This window comes from Pseudomonas sp. CF161, from assembly GCF_000416215.1.
In the GTDB taxonomy this organism is placed as follows: domain Bacteria; phylum Pseudomonadota; class Gammaproteobacteria; order Pseudomonadales; family Pseudomonadaceae; genus Aquipseudomonas.
In genome coordinates, this window is sequence record NZ_ATLP01000033.1 from 26,948 (window position 1) to 43,866 (window position 16,919).

Here is a 16,919-nt window from a genome sequence, read left to right on the forward strand (position 1 = left end):
GCGCCGGGCGCGGAGCACCTCGCTCAACCGACGCCCATCGAGCGGGCCACTGAAGCCGGGCCACGCCAGGTGTTGAGCGCCGATCAGCCATGTGTGCCCGCCTTGCGCCTTTGGCGCCTCGTCAATTTCCAGCCGTTACCGACAGCACCTCCATACGCCCGACCCAGGAGCGATCAAATGAATACCGCAGGAGTCCATTCATGACGGAACACACACTCAAAGCACGGGAGGTCAAACTCCTCGGTTACCACTCGCGGGAACTCAAGGCCGAGCATTTCGCGGTGGTCGAAACGGCGGTTGCAGAACCCGGCCCCGGGCAGGTGCTGGTGCGCAACCGCTGGTTTCGTGTCTCTATCTCGACCCGTTTGATGGCCGAAGCGGGTGCCGAAGAGGTCAAAGGCATTCCCTTTCCCCCCCTCAAACCTGGCGACACCCTCGCCGATGGCGCCATTGGCGAGGTGACCCGAGTCGGTGCCGGGGTCGGCCTGAGTGTCGGCAGCCTCGTCATGCATCCCCTGGGGTGGCGCGACTACGCGGTGCTGCCGGTCGGGCAATGCACGCTCATCGACGCCCCGGTCGTTGATCCTGCCGCCTGGCTCGGGCATGGCTGGACGGCCTACGCCGCGCTGGTAAAGGCCGTGCACGTTCGTCCGGGCGATACGGTCTTCGTCACCAGCGGCGCCGGCGCCATTGGCTCCATGGCCGGACAAATCGCCCGGCTACTGGGTGCTACACGGGTCATCGGCACCACCAGCAACCAGGAGAAAGCCCGGTGGATGCAGGCCGAACTGGGCTATGACGCCGTGGTCACGCGCGAAGGTGAGCCGATCCGCGCGCAACTGGCCCGCGTGGCGCCAGAGGGTATCGACGTTATCGTCGACATGGTGGGCGGTGAACAACTGGCGGCCGCCCTGGAGATGGTCCGGCACGGTGCACGTTGTGTACTGCTGGGAGCAGTGTCGGCGGAACTCAACCCCCACAGCGCAACCCTGAAGGCACCGGTCGAACTGGACACCTTCCCCCTGATTCTCAGGGGGGTGACGCTACGCGGTTTCAGTGCCGACGAAGAAGCACCAGAAATGTTCGACGCCTGGATACGACAACTGGCGCTGTGGCAGCGCGACGGCGGCATTCGTATCCCCCACACCTTGGTCAAAGGCCTGGACCAAGCACCGCTGGCGTTGCAGGAGGCTTGTGCGGGCCACCTCAAGAGCCTGGTCCTGGTGGAGCTTGAAGGGTGATGGAGACTTCAACCGTTTCGCCTCACGTCAATACCAGCGCGGCGCAATCATGGCTGCTGTGGGCCGGTTTTATCCTGGTGTCGCTGAACCTGCGATTGATCTTCACAACCGTCGGCCCATTGCTGGAGAACCTGCAACTGGGCTTTACCTCCACCTTGCTGGTGACGACCCTGCCCCTGGCACTGCTGGGCCTGTTCTCCATGGCCGGCGTAAGGTTACGGCACTGGTTGGGCGAGGAGCGTGCGCTGTTTTTCGCGCTGATCCTGTTAAGTCTGGGTTGCAGTGTTCGCGGGTTGGGTGAGCCCGGGTTTACACAGCGCAATCGTATGGGTCGGGGTACTCGGCGTCGGGCAAGGCGCCGGGCTTTCTCTGGGGACGTTCCTGTTCGTGGCAAAGTCCGCCAGCATCGACACCGCCACCCGTATTTCAGCCATGGCGCAAACCGTGGGCGACCTCATTGCCGTCGCGGGCCCCCTGTTGGTCGGCGCGCTCTATCAACACAGTGGAGACTGGAACCTTCCGGTGTTGTTGCTGGCGGGTATTTTGCTGATTGAATTGATCGTGGCGTTGCCAGCCGGGCGTAACGTCAAGGTGTGAGCTTTCGGAGCGAGATCTGCCGCAGATCTCGCTCCGGCTGGGTGCAACTGAGCAGGTCAGATACGGGCCGCAGCCCGCCCTGAATCAAAATATCAATGAAAGCGCGCCCATCGAAACTGGATCTGCGTGTTTTCAGAACTCGGCGACAAAAATCAGAGAACGACTTTTCTTTGGACGAAAAAAATGGATCTCTTTTCAGAGATCCATTTTTTAATGCTTGGAGCGGGAAACGAGACTCGCATCTGGCGTCCTACCCGTTGAAATCTAAGGAATTTCTTTTCTTTCCGAAACAGGAAAAGACTCAGTTCCGGACTTGTTTCTGGGGTGTTTAAAAAGCCAAAAAAGAGGTAACTCCAAGCAAGGCTATTGGACTATTGAATTTCACCCATACCGACCGTGGGCTACGAGACAGCTCAAGCAGCGCACCGCGACATCGGTCATTACCTGATGCATCGGTACCACTGGATTAGACCGCACCAATTCAACAACGGACTGGCCCCAACTCAGGCCGAGGAAAAACTTAACGTAGTGACCAGGGTTAGTTGACCACTTCACGATCACTCGGATGGGCGGTAGTCGATATAGCCGTGGTCCGTACCGCCGTAGAAAGTGCTGGGCTCAGCTTGACTAAGAGTGGCATCAGTCCGGTAGCGCGCCACCAAGTCTGGGTTTGCAATGAACGGTACTCCGAACGAGATGAGGTCTGCTTGCTCGGCAGCTAGGACGTTCTCGGCCGTTTCCTTACTGTAGCCACCGTTGAGGATAAAAGGGCCGGTGAAAATCTTGCGCAATGCGGGGGCTATCGGCTCCTTGCTCTCTTTCGGCGCCATGAAATGGCCTGGCAGTGCCTCCATCACATGCAGGTAGGCCAACCCAAACCGTTCAAGCTGCTCAACGAGGTAGCTGAAGGTAGCCCGTGGATTAGCGTCAGAGATGCCGCCCAAGTTCGCACTCGGGGACATCTTATAGCCGACACGGTCTGCACCAAATACGTCCACTGCAGCCTGCACCACTTCGAGGGCAAAACGGGCTCGATTCTCTAGGCTGCCGCCGTATTCGTCGGCGCGCAAGTTCGTGCCGTCTTGCAGAAACTGGTCGATGAGGAAGCCGTTGGCCCCGTGAACCTCGACGCCGTCGAAGCCGGCGGCTTGCGCATTTTTTGCGGCCTGACGGTAGTCTTCTACGATGGCCTTCACCTCGTGGGTTTCCAGGGCCCGGGGCGTGGGCACTTCCTCCATGCCATTACCCGTGTAGGCGGTGGCCGTGGGTTTCACGGCGGAGGGAGCCACCGGCAGGGCCCCATTGTGAAAATAAGGGTGTGAGACCGCCCCCACGTGCCACAACTGCAGAAAGATGCGCCCACCGGCTGCGTGTACCGCCTCAGTGACCAGTTTCCAGCCTGCTACCTGCTCGGCCGAATGGATGCCGGGCGTATCGATGTAGCCCACGGCTTGGGGCGAAATTTGGGAGCCTTCGCTGATGATCAGTCCTGCAGTGGCTCGCTGCGCGTAGTAGATCGCGGCGGAAGGGGCCGGTACGTTGCCAGGGCTCTGAGCGCGGCTGCGCGTCATCGGTGCCATGATCAGGCGGTTGGGAAGGGTTAGGGCGCCGACTTGAAAAGGCGTGAAAAGCAGGGAAGCGCTCATGGCGGTTAACTCTGTGTTGGTTAGGCCATGACTCTAGGATTACACTTCCCTTTTGGGAAGTACTTACCCCAGAGTGTGTACCATGACAACCATCAAAGAACGCTCCACTGTCCAGAAAAACAAGAAGGCTGTGCTCGAGGTCTGCCCTGTCACGTATGTGATGGAACGCATCGGCGGGTACTGGAAACCAGTCATCCTTTATGAGCTCTCATTTGGAGAAATGCGCTACAGCGAACTGCGTAGGCGCATGCCCGGCATCAGCGAGAAAGTACTCATCCAGCAACTCAAGCAGTTGGAGGCCGACGGCTTGCTGACGCGCGAAGCCAGACCAGTAGTGCCTCCCCATGTCACTTACAGCCTTACGTTGGCAGGCCAGGACATGCTGCCGGTGATGCGAGCCATGGTGGAGTGGGCCGAAAAGAACATTTCCAAGTCAGAGCGTGAGTGAAAGACCCTCCGCTCGCCCACCCTCGTATCACTGGGTGACGTTGCTGGATCAGCTTGAGCCCAGGACAGTACCCTTCGCGTTTTCCAGTCAGGGCAGCGAAGCTGCGCCCTCCAAACGAATAGTCAGCGGAGAACTTGCTGCTTTTGGTTTCCCCTGCCCCCAAAGGTCCAATCTATTCGCCCAATCCTGCATCATGGTCCGGCGCTGCTCGACGCATTCCGCGTGATTGTAGGCCGTACTCACCTTGTCCGGATCCGCACGAGAAAGCTGCGCATCGACCCATACCTTGGGGTAGCCAATCTCATAAAGCGCCGTCGAAATCGTCGCCCTCATCCCATGCCCGGTCAGTTGGACGGCATACCCCATTCGACGCAATGCTCCATTCAAGGTGTTCTCGCTAATACGCTGACTTAGGTCGCTCCGGTGCACGAACTGGACTGCCTCCACCCACCGATATTTCACCGCAGTTTACAACAGCGATGACTAGCCTCTCACTGCTCAGCCTTTAATCAGCATCAGTGATCGGCAACATTCCATTGCACATGAAGCCCCGCAGATATCACCACCTACAAGACAGTGAGCGGATCTGTTTAGCACACTGGTTTATCCATCCAAAGGTGTGCCCCCGGACGCTTACAAACAAATCAATTTCCCGCTGTCCTCTTGCCAACTTACGATTGGTCGTTCGATGACGAAGATTTGATCCAGTCACTAATAAAGTCCAAGGTGCCGGGAGCATATGATCGGCGCCCGAGAGCCACGAACAGATATTCCTTCCATATCGGCCATTGCGATACCAACTGATAATTAAACAGCCCTGCTCTCAACAGGCCGTGAGTGGCATCGGGGATAACGATAACTTGCCTGTCCCTGTCGCCAGAAAACAACTCCTTGTAGACGTTCGAGTCTTCGGCTGCATTGACATTCAAATCCATAGCCCCCCAAACCGCCAGAACCGGCCCCTTCATGATTTTCAATGATGGCGTCGCGTCTTCGTTGTAATTTTTCATAACGAAGTTGAAATGGGGGCGGTCCATATCTGGAAAAGCATCAGAGGTGTATGTGTCATTGGGATTGCCGAATACCTCGTCATTTTTTTCGTATTCCTCCCGTACGATTACGTCAATTTCATCTTGAGTATGCCCCTCGGCCGCTAATCGCAACCTGGTGTAGTACATGCCCTGCCGGCGCCAGCTTACCGCCCCGCCGATAATGACCGAAAAGTCGGGATCCCCTTCACTCGCAGCCCGCGGTATGACCCATCCCCCTTGGGAGAAACCAAGAAAGCCTACTTTATTTGTTGCTACGCCACTTTCCTGGCGCACTCGTGCCAGTGCAGCCACGGCTTCCGTGGCACGATCCGACATCGACTGGTTGAGCCAATTCCCACTGCTTTCCCCTACACCCTGTTTATCCCAGGTAAAGACACCTATCCCAGCATCAAGAAGGCTGTTAACGAGCGGGAAGTATCCATCGGATGCGAAGCGATCCACAGGGCCATCACCATGAATGATCAAAGCCACGGGCGCCGATTGAACATTCATGGGCAATGCCAGCGTGCCGACCAACTCCGCCCCACCTGCCCGAAACTTCAACGTAGAGACCCGAGCATCATTGAGTTCTATGTCAGATAAGTTTTGGAACACGAATACAGCCAATCCTAGAAGTATCGCAACGACACTAGCGACACCCAGAATCATAAATTTTTTTGACATCCTGACCTCGAATCCGCACCGAAAATAACAGCCAACGCCTTAATCGCTTGTGTCGTCATACATCAATGAATCAAGCGAAAATCGAGGCGTCCAACCTCATACCTCCCTGCATCTTCACGTCAGCCAGCCAACTCCCCAAAGTAGATAGCAGGCTGACGGTCGCCGTGGCTTAGGACAGATGTTTGCGGTCGCTGTTGGTAGCACTGCGTTACTTCTCCTTTATTAATAGACTAAGTGATTAGTCTATAATACGTTGCCGCCGAACCCCTCGTCTATGGGAATGAGACGGCCTGGAGAAACGTTGACTGTCGCCAGCAGCGCTGGGCCAGGACTCAGCCGGGGAAGGACAGGGTTGTTCGTTCGAGCGCAAGGGACATTGCCGCCAAAACCAGCCTAACGCATCACCCCGTCGTCGACGGGCAGCGCGTGACCAGCCCCTGTCATGCTCGTCAGCGCTCGGTGTCGAACAGAGGTCTGAGCAGCAGCTCCACGCGGCGGTGTCGTGTCGCAGGTCTGCAACAGTGGCAGGACGTGATAGCGGCCAAACGTCGGTCGCCGCCTACCCGCGGGTGGAGTGCACGGACAACCGCACGTCTAGTGCTGCCTCCAGTGCATCGCGACGATCGGGTCGCACTCCACGCAGTGTTCGCTGTGTCCCGACCTACTAGCCCAATCGCAATAGCATCGCCCCGGCAGCAATGATGCAGGCGGAGACAATGCGCACGCGGGTCAGGTGTTCCTTGAGTACCAGCGCCGAGATCACCACGCCGAACAGGATTGAGGTTTCCCTCAGGGCTGACACCGTAGCGATCGGTGCCGCCGTCATCGCCCAGAGTGCCAAGCCGTAAGACGCCACCGTGCCGAATCCGCCAACCACGCCAACGCGCCAGTGTCGGATTACGTAAGCTCGGAACTCGCTGCGCCGATTAGCCAGGGCCCAAGCAACCAGGGGGATCCCGGTCAGCAGGAATATCCACAGCGTGTAGGCTGCCGGAGCGTTGGATTTGCGTACGCCCAGGCCGTCTACCAGGGTGTAACCGGCGATCACCCCTGCCTTGATCAACGCAAGGACCAACCCTTTTCGCTGCCCCGGCGAAGGCATTGCGGCCATGCTCAGGATACCGATGGAGATGACCGCGATGCCGGCCCAGGCAAGCAGCGACAGCGATTCGGACAGCAGGCACACACTCAGCATTGCCACCAGCAATGGCGCGGCGCCCCGCATGACCGGGTAAGCCTGGCTCATGTCGGCGATTCGGTAGGTCGAGGCAACGAGCACGAAATAAAACACCTGCAAAATCACCGATGTGCCAATGAAAGGCCAACTCTCTTTCGCTGGCAACTCCAAAAACGGAATGACGGCCAACGCGATCAGGGCGGCGATGGACGTGATCATGCAGGTGGTCAGCAACTTGTTGCTACCACCTTTGACTACGGCGTTCCAAGTGGCGTGGAGCGCAGCGCCAAGCATAATGATCGAGAACACATCGAAGCTCATAAATGGGGTTCCTGTGGAATCACGTCAGCGTCGTCGAGATGGACCGCTGCGAGTATGCCCCAGCACTTTTCTGCAGGCATAGCTCACGACTGTATGCGTTGCTGCCCAACGCAAATGGGCGGCTCCATACGGTACTCGTGACGTGCTATTTCCTGGGTGTTGCTGCCAGAGCACCACCCCGGAAAGAGGTTTCGATTTGTGCGCTCTTGCCGACTTTCATGGCACGAGCCAACGGCCTGAGTCGGCAAAGCGGGTAGGTGCGCGACCCGCGGTGCAGACGGCCTTGTGTGCCAACGCTGGGCCATGACCCTAAGTAGCCAGGCGATACCCGTGCTGCGTCAGTACTTGAGAATCGCGTCAACGATCCCATCGCGCCTCCCGCCATTGCTCGATCAGAAAATCCACAAAGGCACCGATCCGGCGCGACACTGGGTCACGCAGGACGCGCACGACTTGGATGAGCGTCGAACATCTCGTTCACGTACTCGGTGTCACCCTATTCAATACGGCGCATGCCTACAGCACAGGCCAGGTATTTCGACCTCTAAAGTTCTGGCTCTCCACTACGCATAACCGGGCCGTTACAAACGGACTGAGCCAGCCTAAAACCAACGTCATCAATGCGGTAGGTGGGGTGGCTCTTCCGACGGCAAGAAGCTCGGCATCCATGATGCCGGATCGCACCCGCCTCCGCCGTGAAACACCCGATATGAGCCGTAGACTGCCGAGTCGCACTCTACTTCCCCGTCGACCGTCGTGCGATAGCACGGCGTAAGCCCCTGCTGCAGGGAGATTTGGTTGCAAAAACTGATCGCGTCCAGCCACGACACCTCAACTTTTGGGGTGTCGCCTTCCCCATCAGGGACCGCGAAATCCTTGACGAGTTGCTGGTATTGCCACGCCGTTATCGGATAACGCCCGATGCGATACGGAGGAAGATCCGCTGCCCATCGAATCCCTGCCGCTTCGTCTTTAACACTTGCTTGCTCGCCCGGGATATTGATCATCGTTGGCGGCCATGAACGGCGATCATGCAACACTTTATCCATTAAGTTGTTCTCTCCATGAGAGCTTTGCGAGTTGAGACATACGAACGCTAACTAAAATTGGCTCCCTGACTCGCTCGAGTTGCAAGCCCGAACCGCTGGCCTGATTTCGCTGCCAACGCACAACCGTTGAAGCGCACCTGTCTTTCCGACGTGCTAGCGCGTGCACTGCTGCAGATCAGCCGCTTTGGTATTGGCGAGCCCGTCCTTGCGAACCTTGATCCATACCGAGACACTCGTCGCACCTGCTTTGCATTTCAGCTGTGCGGAGCGAGTTTCCTCTAGTGGTATGGCCTGACATCACACCCGGGAATCGCTTTCCTCGCGATCCATCTCGGTGACCGAGGTCAATCGCATTAACCTTTGGGCGAGATACCTTCGCAAGTCGTCCATATAGGTGAACACCACCGGCACGAAAACCAGACTCAGGACGGTCGACGTGATCAATCCCCCGATCACAGCGATCGCCATGGGCGCCCGAAAGCCACTGTCGGCGCCACTGCTGAGGACCGCGGGCACCATGCCGGCGGCCATGGCGATGGTGGTCATGATGATCGGGCGGGCACGCTCTGCTCCCGACCGCAGAAGTGCGTCTCGGCGCGAAACCCCTTCCCGGCGTTTTTCATTGGCGAACTCGACCAGAAGAATAGAGTTCTTCGTGACGATGCCCATTAACATCAAAATGCCAATCATCGCGGGAAGGTCCAGTGCTGCGCCATAGAGCAGCAGACCTGCAATGGCGCCGCCGATGGACAAAGGAAGCGCGACCAGGATCGTGATGGGCTGCAGAAAATCTTTGAACAACAGTACGAGGACGGCATACACCATCAGGATGCCAAACCCCATCGCCACACCGAACTTGTCGAACATCTCGTTCATGTACTCGGCGTCACCATATTCAACGCGACGCACGCCGTCAGGCAACGCCTGCAGTACAGGCAAGGTATTGATGCTGTCGAGGGTATCGCCCAGGGTGGAGCCAGAACTCAGGTCCGCGTCCACCGACACCCGCCGAAGACGGTCGAAGCGTTCGATGCGCGCGGGCCCATCTGCGAAGCCGAGAGTGGCGACGGCATGAAGCGGAACGCTATTGCCATCATCGGTTGGAACGCTCAGATTTCGAAGAGTCGCCAGGTCACTGCGTGAGCGCTCATCCAGCACGACGCGAATAGGTACCTGTCGATCAGCCAGGTCGAATCGAGCAGAACTCGCATCGACTTCGCCGAGTGTGGCGATACGCACGACGTTGCCGATGCTGGACGTGGAGACTCCCGCCAGTGCTGCTTCGTGCAGACGCGGCTGAATCAACAATTCCGGGCGAGCAAGCGGCTCGTTGACCTGAACGTTGGCAATGCCTGCAACACCACGCATTTGTCGCTGAAGCTCGTTCGCTGTCTCTGACAGTTTTGCAGGATCCGCGCTGAGGAGGATGATGGAAACATCACGCGCATCGCTTCCCCCCTGGAATGTGAATCGCATGTCGTCTAGTTGACTCAGATCCTGCTGCAACAATTGCTCGAACCCTTTTTGATCCAGCTCCCGTTCGCTCGGAGGCTTGAGGCGGACCAGAAGCATGCCTTTGGTGACATCGTTCGCGCCCGCTGCATCCTGTCCTCCGGCCAGCGTGAATACCGCATTCACTTCCTCGCGCCGGGCGATCTGGTTGCCGGCCTCTCGGAGCTTCTCGTCGGTCTGAGCCAGTGGTGTGCCCGGGGTCAGCTCGACGTTGACTTGCGTAAGGCTCAGATCGCTCACGGGCATGAACCCCGTGGGGAGCAAAGGAATCAAAAGAAGCGAGCTGAAAAGGAACGCCCCCCCACTCCCTAGTGCTATACGGCGATGCCGAAGTGACCAGTCCAACAATCTGAGATAGAGCGCCATCAACTTGCCTGGTTGGGCGTGCGGGCCATGACCTACTGAACCCACATCAGCCTTCGGCTGCATCAGATAGGCGGCGAGAAGCGGTGTTGCCAGCCTTGCGACCAACATAGAGGCCAGCACGGCCACGGAAACCGTGATGCCGAACTGTGTGAAGTAACGTCCGATGTAGCCACCAATAAAACTGACCGGAAGAAACACGGCCACAATGGTCGCGGTGATGGCAACGACTGCGAAGCCGATCGCACCGGAGGCATCGATCGCGGCACGGAACGGGCGTTTGCCCATGCCCAGATGACGCTCAATGTTTTCGATTTCGACAATCGCATCATCGACCAGGATGCCGATAACCAAGGTCAAGGCCAGTAAGGTGATGCTGTTCAGGGTGTAGCCCAGCAACGCCATGGCGGCGAATGTCGGCAGGATCGACAACGGGAGCGCGATGGCCGCGACCAGGGTGGCGCGCCAGCTGCGCAAGAAAAAGAACACCACGATAACGGTCAAGCCCGCACCTTCCAACAACGTCATCATCGACATTCTGTAGCTGGCGCGGGTGTAGTCCACCGTGGAGGCGAACTGTTGGATCTTGAGATCGCCATAGCTTCGTTGGAGGCCGGCGATGGTGTCTTCAACGCCCTGAGCAACCACGGTATCACTGGAGCCTTTGGCCCGATAAACGGCAAAACCAACAACTTCTCGATCATTCAACCGGGCAAGTTCCCGATTCTCGCTACTGTCGTCGTGCACGGTCGCGAGGTCGGCCAGAGTGGCCCACCGCGCCCCAGGCAGTGAGATCGGACGGGCCGCTAGCGCCTCCATGCTTGCGGCGCTCCCTAGCGTGCGGATGGCTTGTTCGCGGCCGTAGATAATGATACGTCCGCCAGGCACATCCACATTGTCCTGTACCAATTGTGTGTTGACCTGTTCGGCACTGATGCCGAGTGCGGCAAGCCGCTCCGGTTTGAGTTCAATCCGGATCTCTCGGTCCGCGCCCCCCATGCGCTGCACACGCTGAACACCAGGGGTCGCGAGCAAGGCTCGGCTGACGGTATCGTCCACAAACCACGAAAGCTCCACGGTACTGCGTTCAGCGGAGTCGACTGCGTAATAGAGGATCGCGCCCCCTTCGACATCTACTCGCGAAATGCGCGGTTCCAGCACGGCTGGCGGGAACTCGGGGCGCACCACGGTGACGGCCTCGCGCACGTCATTGGTTGCACGGTCAGGATCGACGCCGAGTTGAAATTCAACCGTGGTCAGAGAAGTGCCATCGCTCAGGGTTGAACTCATGTGCCGGATACCGGCCAGCCCGGCAATGGCGTTTTCCACGCGGCGGGTGACGGTATTTTCCAACTCGCTCGACGCGGCTCCCGGCAGGGTGACAGCAACGGTGACGACGGGAAAGTCCACACGTGGGTTGGCGTTGATGGGCAGGCGCACGAACGCGCTGATGCCGACAACAGCCAACAGGAAGAACAGAACCAGCGTGGGAATGGGCCGCCGAATCGCCCAGGATGATACCTGGAAGCTCATGGCGCCTCCTCGATCAGCGGCGCAGGAGCAGCGGAGGCAATCACCACGTCGCCTTCGCGCACAAACGCAGATGCGTTCGCGACTACACGCTCGCCGGCCTGCAAGCCCGAGGTAATCTCCAGTAAGTCACCACTGCGCCGACCGGTTGCCACTGTTTGACGAGTGATGAGCCCCTGATCATTGATACGCATCACCCAGGCCCGATGGGCATCGATGATAGAAAACGCCCGAGCCGGCAGCGCCACGTCGAGCTTGTGCGGCGCAAGGACCAACGTCGCCTGGGCATAGGTGCCAACGCGAAGCAGAGGCGAATAGCCCAACTCAATGCGCACACGACCGAGTCGGGATCGCGCATCAACCTTGGGGACTACCCGTCGAATCGTGCCCGTCATGGGAGAAGAGATCCCGGCAATCCGGACGCTGAGCGTTTGCCCGGGTGTGATATCGACCAGATCGGTTTCCGCCACCTCCCCTTCAAATTCGATGGCCCCCTCTCGAATCAGCCGGAACATGGGCTCACCACCACTCAACGCGCCGGTACGTGCCATACGCTCCACGATGACACCTGCAAAAGGTGCCCGGATATCAGCTTTGCTGCGCTGGTGGCGAGCGTCGGCAAGTTGCGCGAGCGCCTGCTCAACTTCTGCACGCGCAGCTCGCAGATTGGCCGCTGCTGAATCCGCCTGGGCATGACGCTCATCGACCTGCTGCGCACTGACCGCTCCACTCTCCCCCAGCGACTCGATGCGCTTGAAAGTGGCTTGTGCTTCAACAGTGACAGCTGCCTGATGACCAACTGCAGCACGCGCACGTGCCCATACCGCTTGCGCCTGGCGAACCTGCGCGTCCAGCCCTTGGGTTTCCAGGCGAGCCAGCAACTGTTGCGCCTGGACACTGTCGCCCTCCTCCACATTCACCTTTGCCACACGCTGTTCCGGCACGGATGAACTGATGGCGATTTCCTCGCGGGCAACCAGTGCTCCATTCACCTGTACAGAACGATTGAGCATCGCTGGACCTGCCGTGGCTGTGCTGACGCGCAGCGGGGGCACAACGGAGGCTGCGGGCTCGTCGGAAGGCCAAAGCAGCAATGCTCCCAAGCTGACCAGCAGCAGGCATGCTCCCGCCCCAAGCCACAGGCGGTGAGATCGTGGCGCACCCGCAGAGACGAGGTTCGAGTTCATCGGAGTTTTCATTGAGGTAATCCGAAAAAACGTGTCAGCACAAAGGCTTTGCGCACACCGGTGCAGCTCCAGTTTTCACTGGAGAAGGAACGGCGTACAGGCAATGAACTTAGTGAGAAGCGCTACTCAAGAAATCGTCGAATCATGCGCATCAACGTTGGCGTATAGGTTTTTAGCTTGAAATCCCGGTCCAGAACAGAGCGGGAAACTGCACCGTCAATAAGAGCGATGAGCCAGGTAGCAGCGATCTTCGGATCCAAGGTTGCATCGATCTGACCTTGGGTGATTCCGCGCTTTAGAAGCGCGACCAGATCCCCCTTGATCGAAGCCTCGCTGGCAGCAAATAAGGCTGCCATTTCAGGGTTGCGCATGGACTCAGCAACAACCTCAACGCCGATCTTGGCGTAGATAGGATCGGCGCACTGCTTCAAGAGGTCCTTCGCCAATCGCTCGACAGCCACAATGGCATCGGGTTCATCGACAAGCCGGGCGAAGCGCTCACTCATTTCGCGCCGGTCCTCCTCCGCAATGGCCTCAATCACCGCCTGTTTATTGGGGAAGTAGTGAAACAGATTGCCAGGGCTCATGCCCGCAGCAGCACAGATTTCGTTGGTTGAAGTACCGCGAAAGCCTTTTTCGGCAAAGCACATGACCGCAGCTTCGAGGATCTGGTGCAGCTTGGCCTGGTGCTTCTCAGGATCAACTTTTCTCATTTCTTCTCCATAGAGCCAGGTGTTGATGTTCGCCCATTAATTAGATCGACTACTTAGTCTAAGTATTTAGAAAACCCCAGGCACAGTCAAGCGACGATACGAAAGGATCTTTCCGTGAGCCGACCGGCAAACTCCCCTATAACGCAAAGGCCGTTTCTATCCGCGGTCATGGTTTTAGCCGCCACGCTTGCAGGATGCGCCTGCATTCCGGGAATCGTCCGACCTCGGATCAACTCATGTCCAGTTCGAGCAATTGACTGGTCATGTGCAGGAAGTTGGCGAGGGTCGGTGTCATATGGTCGCGACGGTAAACCAGGCCTGTTTCCAGACGTGGCGCGTTGTCCTCCAAAGCCAGATAGCGCACCCCCGAGCGAGCGAGATGGCGCAATGAGGCCGGCACCAGGGCGATGCCCATGCCTGCCGATACCAAGCTAATGATCGTCTGCATCTGAATAGCGTGCTGGGCAATATGCAGGCTACCTCCGCACGCGGCGTAGTAGCCGGTGACCAGATCATAGAACGCCGTTGCCGCACGCCTGGGAAAGACCACCAGCGGGCAAGATATCATCGCGCCCGAGGATAACCGGCCCTCCACGTCAACCAAGCGCCCGTCCGCCATCCACGCCTCCGGCACAGCGGCAATCAGTGGCTCGACGACCAAAGACCGGTAGGCCAATTGATCGGGGATCGTGGCCCACGGGTTGGCAATAACAATGCCTGCGTGGCCCTTGCCCTCGACCAGCGCAGCGATCTGAAGATCACTGGTAGCCTCCATCAACGACAGTTCCACCGCCGGGTACAGGCTGCGGAACCGTTGGCGAGTTGGACCGTGCAGGCTTGATCGACACCCGTTTGCCGACAATCCACGCCCCCACCCTGAGCGACGCGCTGAAGCGCTGGGACATAGCCCGCAGCCCCACCAGACAGGTGCAGGAATTTTTCCGTGCAGCGCCGGGCAATGTCCCCACCCAGAGAGCGTTCAGTCAGTCCGCGCGCTGGAATGATCTGGACACAGACAGGTCAACAGGCGCCATCCGATGCGCTGAACAGGCGTTCAGTAAGGACGGAGGCCTCGCGGTGCTGTTTGGCAACCTGGCGCCGGAGGGCTGCATCGTCAAGACAGCCAGCGTCGACCCTTCCATGCTGGTATTCCAAGGCAAAGCCGTGGTCTTCGAAAGCCAGGAGGCAGCCGTGGCTGGCATCCTCGGCGACCAGGTCATGCCTGGCGATGTCGTGGTCATCCGCTACGAAGGTCCCAAGGGCGGCCCTGGCATGCAGGAAATGCTCTACCCCACCAGCTATCTCAAATCCAAAGCGCTGGCCAAGTCCTGCGCTCTTTTGACCGATGGGCGATTTTCCGGCGGCAGCTCCGGCCTGTCCATCGGCCATGTATCACCGGAAGCGGCGGAAGGTGGCCTGATAGGCCTGGTGGAAACAGGGGACGTGATCAAGATCGATATTCCCAACCGCTCCGTTGCACTGATGGTCGAGGAGGCAACGTTGAACCAGCGCTACCACTCGATGGATGCCCGGGAGGAGCACGCCTGGCAGCCAGCCCCACGGGCTCGAAAAGTGTCGGCGGCACTTCAGGCCTACGCGGCGCTGACATCGAACGCAGCTCGCGGTGCGGTCAGGGATGTGACGCAGGTTCAGCATCGATTGGGCGGCAGACCAGTGCCCCCGCTGCCTCACGGCGAATCGCAACAGCCCGGCCAACCGCTTGCCTCGACGGGGGACTGAAACAACCGACGGCTCAACAGGAGGATCTATCGGTTGTGATTTCAACTGATAGACGGGGGGCACGGAAAAATAGGCATGCCGGTTCAGATGCACGCTTTCTGAAGGGCCTATAGATGTCCGTATCCGGCTGCACGGGTGAAGTCGGCCAAGTACCAAATATCACCGTTCGCCCCCCAGGTTCCGTCAACAACATCCTGGATCTGTATTGAACTCAGCAACTGGCGTTGATCATCCGCCATGAGGCTCGCCTGTATTGCAGCGTGCAATTCACGTACGTAGCGCTGTCGCATCGGTGCATCGAGTACACCGGCAGGAACCTTGACAGTCACCATGCAGGGCACGAACCGAGCATGGGGATCCATGCCGCCGCACAGCCATTCAGCGGCCTGGACTTCCTCGACGAGTGCCCAGCACAAGGCACGCTGCTGAGGGGCGCTGCCCATGTGTTCATTAATCATTGCCACATCGCTCACGCTTCGCAGGAGTTGTTGGCGCTGAGTCTGGTTGAAAGCTCCGGTAGGTACCTTGATCAGGATGTTTGGCATGGGGAAACCTCGCTGTTAACTGGAGGTGCCATTGGGCCAGTTATCCCTTGACTCGATAAGTGACCGATTCGTCTTGTTTCGGGCATAATCGGACAATGTTCGATTTCACTGTCCTCATTTTTCCCGGGGCCTTCGCCTCGAGCGTCGCAGCCACCCTGGACATCCTCGGCACCGCCGCCACACTTGCGCAGCGGCGCGGCCTTGCCGTGCCACGCTGGCGCGTTTGTGGGCCGCAGCCAGGGCTGATTACGCTGGGCCAAGGCCTGCTGCTGCAGGTTGACGCGCTGACCGCAGACGTCGAGGACAACTCCTGCTGGATCATTCCGGGCCTTGGCATCAGCGACTTCGACGCGCTGCTGCAGCGTCTTGAGGAAGACGGGGTCCTTCAGACACTGCCAGCGCTGAAAGCGCATCTGAACCAAGGCAAGGAGATTGCAGCCTCGTGCTCGGCGGTCTTTGTCCTGCATGCCGCGGGGTTACTGACGGGGCGACGGGTGACGACTTCCTGGTGGCTCGCCCCTTGGCTGTCGAGCATTGCGCCTGACTGCATTGTCGACCCCAACGTCATGGTGCTCTGCGACCCACCCTTGACGACCGCCGGCGCAGCCTTCGCACAGACTGACCTGATGCTGCATCTGTTGCGCCGGCGCCTGTCTCCGGAGCTCGCCGATTATGTGGGCAAGGCCCTTCTCCTCAATGGCCGGCAGTTGCAATCCCCATTCATCAACCCGGCAATCATGGCCCAGGGCAATACGCTGGTCGTCAACCTCACCGCCTACATAGAAGCACGCCTGCCCCATCCCCCCAGTGTCCCGAGCCTTGCGGCGTACGTCGGCATGTCTGAGCGAACGCTGTCCCGGCACCTTCAAAAAGCAACCGGTCTTTCGACCCGGAATTTGATCCAGCGTGTGCAACTGAACAGGGCCCGCGTGCTGCTGGAAACCAGTAGGCACTCCGTTGAATCCATCGCCGAGCAGGTGGGATACCAGGATGCCACAGCCCTAAGGCGACTTATGCGCCGCCTGTTGAACGCCTCTCCAAAACAACTGCGCCAGTAAGCGCTATCTCTGAAGATCTCGTCCGCAGACAGCGGATCGCTTCACCACCCGCCACTGACGATTGTGGTTAACGGAGT

13 protein-coding genes and 3 pseudogenes are annotated in these 16,919 nt (G+C 58.7%); 6 read left to right on the top strand and 10 right to left on the bottom strand.

Annotated elements, in window-relative coordinates; genetic code table 11:
• Positions 1-200 precede the first annotated feature (200 nt).
• The 3 genes and pseudogenes from CF161_RS02970 to CF161_RS32745 form a co-directional block, all read left to right on the top strand.
• Positions 201-1,241, top strand: coding sequence for an NADP-dependent oxidoreductase (locus CF161_RS02970; protein WP_020295071.1), 1,041 nt, complete (start codon positions 201-203; stop codon positions 1,239-1,241).
• Positions 1,242-1,628: 387 nt separating this feature from the next.
• Positions 1,629-1,838, top strand: a complete 210-nt coding sequence (locus tag CF161_RS02975; RefSeq protein ID WP_020295072.1) for a hypothetical protein — start codon at positions 1,629-1,631, stop codon at positions 1,836-1,838.
• Between the two features lie 387 nt (positions 1,839-2,225).
• Positions 2,226-2,384, top strand: a pseudogene (locus CF161_RS32745) (IS3 family transposase); the annotation flags it as partial.
• An 11-nt stretch (positions 2,385-2,395) separates the two neighbouring features.
• Here CF161_RS32745 and CF161_RS02980 read toward each other — a convergent pair.
• The gene (locus CF161_RS02980; protein ID WP_020295073.1) at positions 2,396-3,484 is read right to left on the bottom strand and encodes an alkene reductase; all 1,089 of its coding nucleotides are present in this window, start codon (positions 3,482-3,484) and stop codon (positions 2,396-2,398) included.
• 82 nt (positions 3,485-3,566) lie between these two features.
• On the opposite strand from CF161_RS02980, the gene CF161_RS02985 reads away from it, so the two are divergent.
• Positions 3,567-3,932, top strand: coding sequence for a helix-turn-helix domain-containing protein (locus tag CF161_RS02985; RefSeq protein ID WP_020295074.1), 366 nt, complete (start codon positions 3,567-3,569; stop codon positions 3,930-3,932).
• 90 nt (positions 3,933-4,022) lie between these two features.
• On the opposite strand, the pseudogene CF161_RS02990 reads toward CF161_RS02985, so the two are convergent.
• The 8 genes and pseudogenes from CF161_RS02990 to CF161_RS03025 form a co-directional block, all read right to left on the bottom strand.
• A pseudogene (locus CF161_RS02990) lies at positions 4,023-4,364 on the bottom strand (tyrosine-type recombinase/integrase); the annotation flags it as partial.
• A gap of 239 nt (positions 4,365-4,603) precedes the next feature.
• Positions 4,604-5,647, bottom strand: coding sequence for a S9 family peptidase (locus tag CF161_RS02995; RefSeq protein ID WP_043228495.1), 1,044 nt, complete (start codon positions 5,645-5,647; stop codon positions 4,604-4,606).
• Positions 5,648-6,311: 664 nt separating this feature from the next.
• A complete protein-coding gene (locus CF161_RS03000; protein WP_020295077.1) occupies positions 6,312-7,145 on the bottom strand; it encodes an EamA family transporter in 834 nt (277 codons plus the stop codon).
• A 617-nt stretch (positions 7,146-7,762) separates the two neighbouring features.
• Complete coding sequence (locus CF161_RS31765) at positions 7,763-8,194, bottom strand: SUMF1/EgtB/PvdO family nonheme iron enzyme (RefSeq protein WP_020295078.1); 432 nt, start codon at positions 8,192-8,194, stop codon at positions 7,763-7,765.
• Between the two features lie 297 nt (positions 8,195-8,491).
• Positions 8,492-11,602, bottom strand: a complete 3,111-nt coding sequence (locus CF161_RS03010) for an efflux RND transporter permease subunit (protein WP_020295079.1) — start codon at positions 11,600-11,602, stop codon at positions 8,492-8,494.
• The gene (locus tag CF161_RS03015) at positions 11,599-12,786 is read right to left on the bottom strand and encodes an efflux RND transporter periplasmic adaptor subunit (RefSeq protein ID WP_020295080.1); all 1,188 of its coding nucleotides are present in this window, start codon (positions 12,784-12,786) and stop codon (positions 11,599-11,601) included. The genes CF161_RS03010 and CF161_RS03015 overlap by 4 nt, the downstream gene beginning before the upstream one ends.
• Before the next feature lie 122 nt (positions 12,787-12,908).
• Positions 12,909-13,499 (bottom strand): TetR/AcrR family transcriptional regulator, encoded by a 591-nt coding sequence (locus CF161_RS03020; protein WP_020295081.1) that lies wholly within the window; start codon positions 13,497-13,499, stop codon positions 12,909-12,911.
• A gap of 229 nt (positions 13,500-13,728) precedes the next feature.
• The gene (locus tag CF161_RS03025) at positions 13,729-14,274 is read right to left on the bottom strand and encodes a LysR substrate-binding domain-containing protein (RefSeq protein WP_020295082.1); all 546 of its coding nucleotides are present in this window, start codon (positions 14,272-14,274) and stop codon (positions 13,729-13,731) included.
• Positions 14,275-14,312: 38 nt separating this feature from the next.
• Here CF161_RS03025 and CF161_RS03030 point away from each other — a divergent pair.
• Positions 14,313-15,137, top strand: a pseudogene (locus CF161_RS03030) (dihydroxy-acid dehydratase); the annotation flags it as partial.
• 209 nt (positions 15,138-15,346) lie between these two features.
• Here CF161_RS03030 and CF161_RS03035 read toward each other — a convergent pair.
• Positions 15,347-15,784: a tautomerase family protein gene (locus CF161_RS03035; RefSeq protein ID WP_020295084.1), complete on the bottom strand. Its 438-nt coding sequence runs from the start codon at positions 15,782-15,784 to the stop codon at positions 15,347-15,349.
• 95 nt (positions 15,785-15,879) lie between these two features.
• Here CF161_RS03035 and CF161_RS03040 point away from each other — a divergent pair, with 95 nt between their 5' ends.
• Entirely contained in the window at positions 15,880-16,842 is a 963-nt protein-coding gene (locus tag CF161_RS03040) for a GlxA family transcriptional regulator (RefSeq protein ID WP_020295085.1), read from the top strand.
• Positions 16,843-16,919 lie beyond the last annotated feature (77 nt).

Bases quoted from the DNA above. Each gene is read 5' to 3' on its own strand.
- CF161_RS02970 (WP_020295071.1), top strand. From the start codon at position 201: ATGACGGAACACACACTCAAAGCACGGGAGGTCAAACTCCTCGGTTAC.
- CF161_RS02980 (WP_020295073.1), bottom strand. From the start codon at position 3,484: ATGAGCGCTTCCCTGCTTTTCACGCCTTTTCAAGTCGGCGCCCTAACC.
- CF161_RS02985 (WP_020295074.1), top strand. From the start codon at position 3,567: ATGACAACCATCAAAGAACGCTCCACTGTCCAGAAAAACAAGAAGGCT.
- CF161_RS02995 (WP_043228495.1), bottom strand. From the start codon at position 5,647: ATGTCAAAAAAATTTATGATTCTGGGTGTCGCTAGTGTCGTTGCGATA.
- CF161_RS03000 (WP_020295077.1), bottom strand. From the start codon at position 7,145: ATGAGCTTCGATGTGTTCTCGATCATTATGCTTGGCGCTGCGCTCCAC.
- CF161_RS31765 (WP_020295078.1), bottom strand. From the start codon at position 8,194: ATGGATAAAGTGTTGCATGATCGCCGTTCATGGCCGCCAACGATGATC.
- CF161_RS03010 (WP_020295079.1), bottom strand. From the start codon at position 11,602: ATGAGCTTCCAGGTATCATCCTGGGCGATTCGGCGGCCCATTCCCACG.
- CF161_RS03015 (WP_020295080.1), bottom strand. From the start codon at position 12,786: ATGAACTCGAACCTCGTCTCTGCGGGTGCGCCACGATCTCACCGCCTG.
- CF161_RS03020 (WP_020295081.1), bottom strand. From the start codon at position 13,499: ATGAGAAAAGTTGATCCTGAGAAGCACCAGGCCAAGCTGCACCAGATC.
- CF161_RS03025 (WP_020295082.1), bottom strand. From the start codon at position 14,274: ATGGAGGCTACCAGTGATCTTCAGATCGCTGCGCTGGTCGAGGGCAAG.
- CF161_RS03035 (WP_020295084.1), bottom strand. From the start codon at position 15,784: ATGCCAAACATCCTGATCAAGGTACCTACCGGAGCTTTCAACCAGACT.
- CF161_RS03040 (WP_020295085.1), top strand. From the start codon at position 15,880: ATGTTCGATTTCACTGTCCTCATTTTTCCCGGGGCCTTCGCCTCGAGC.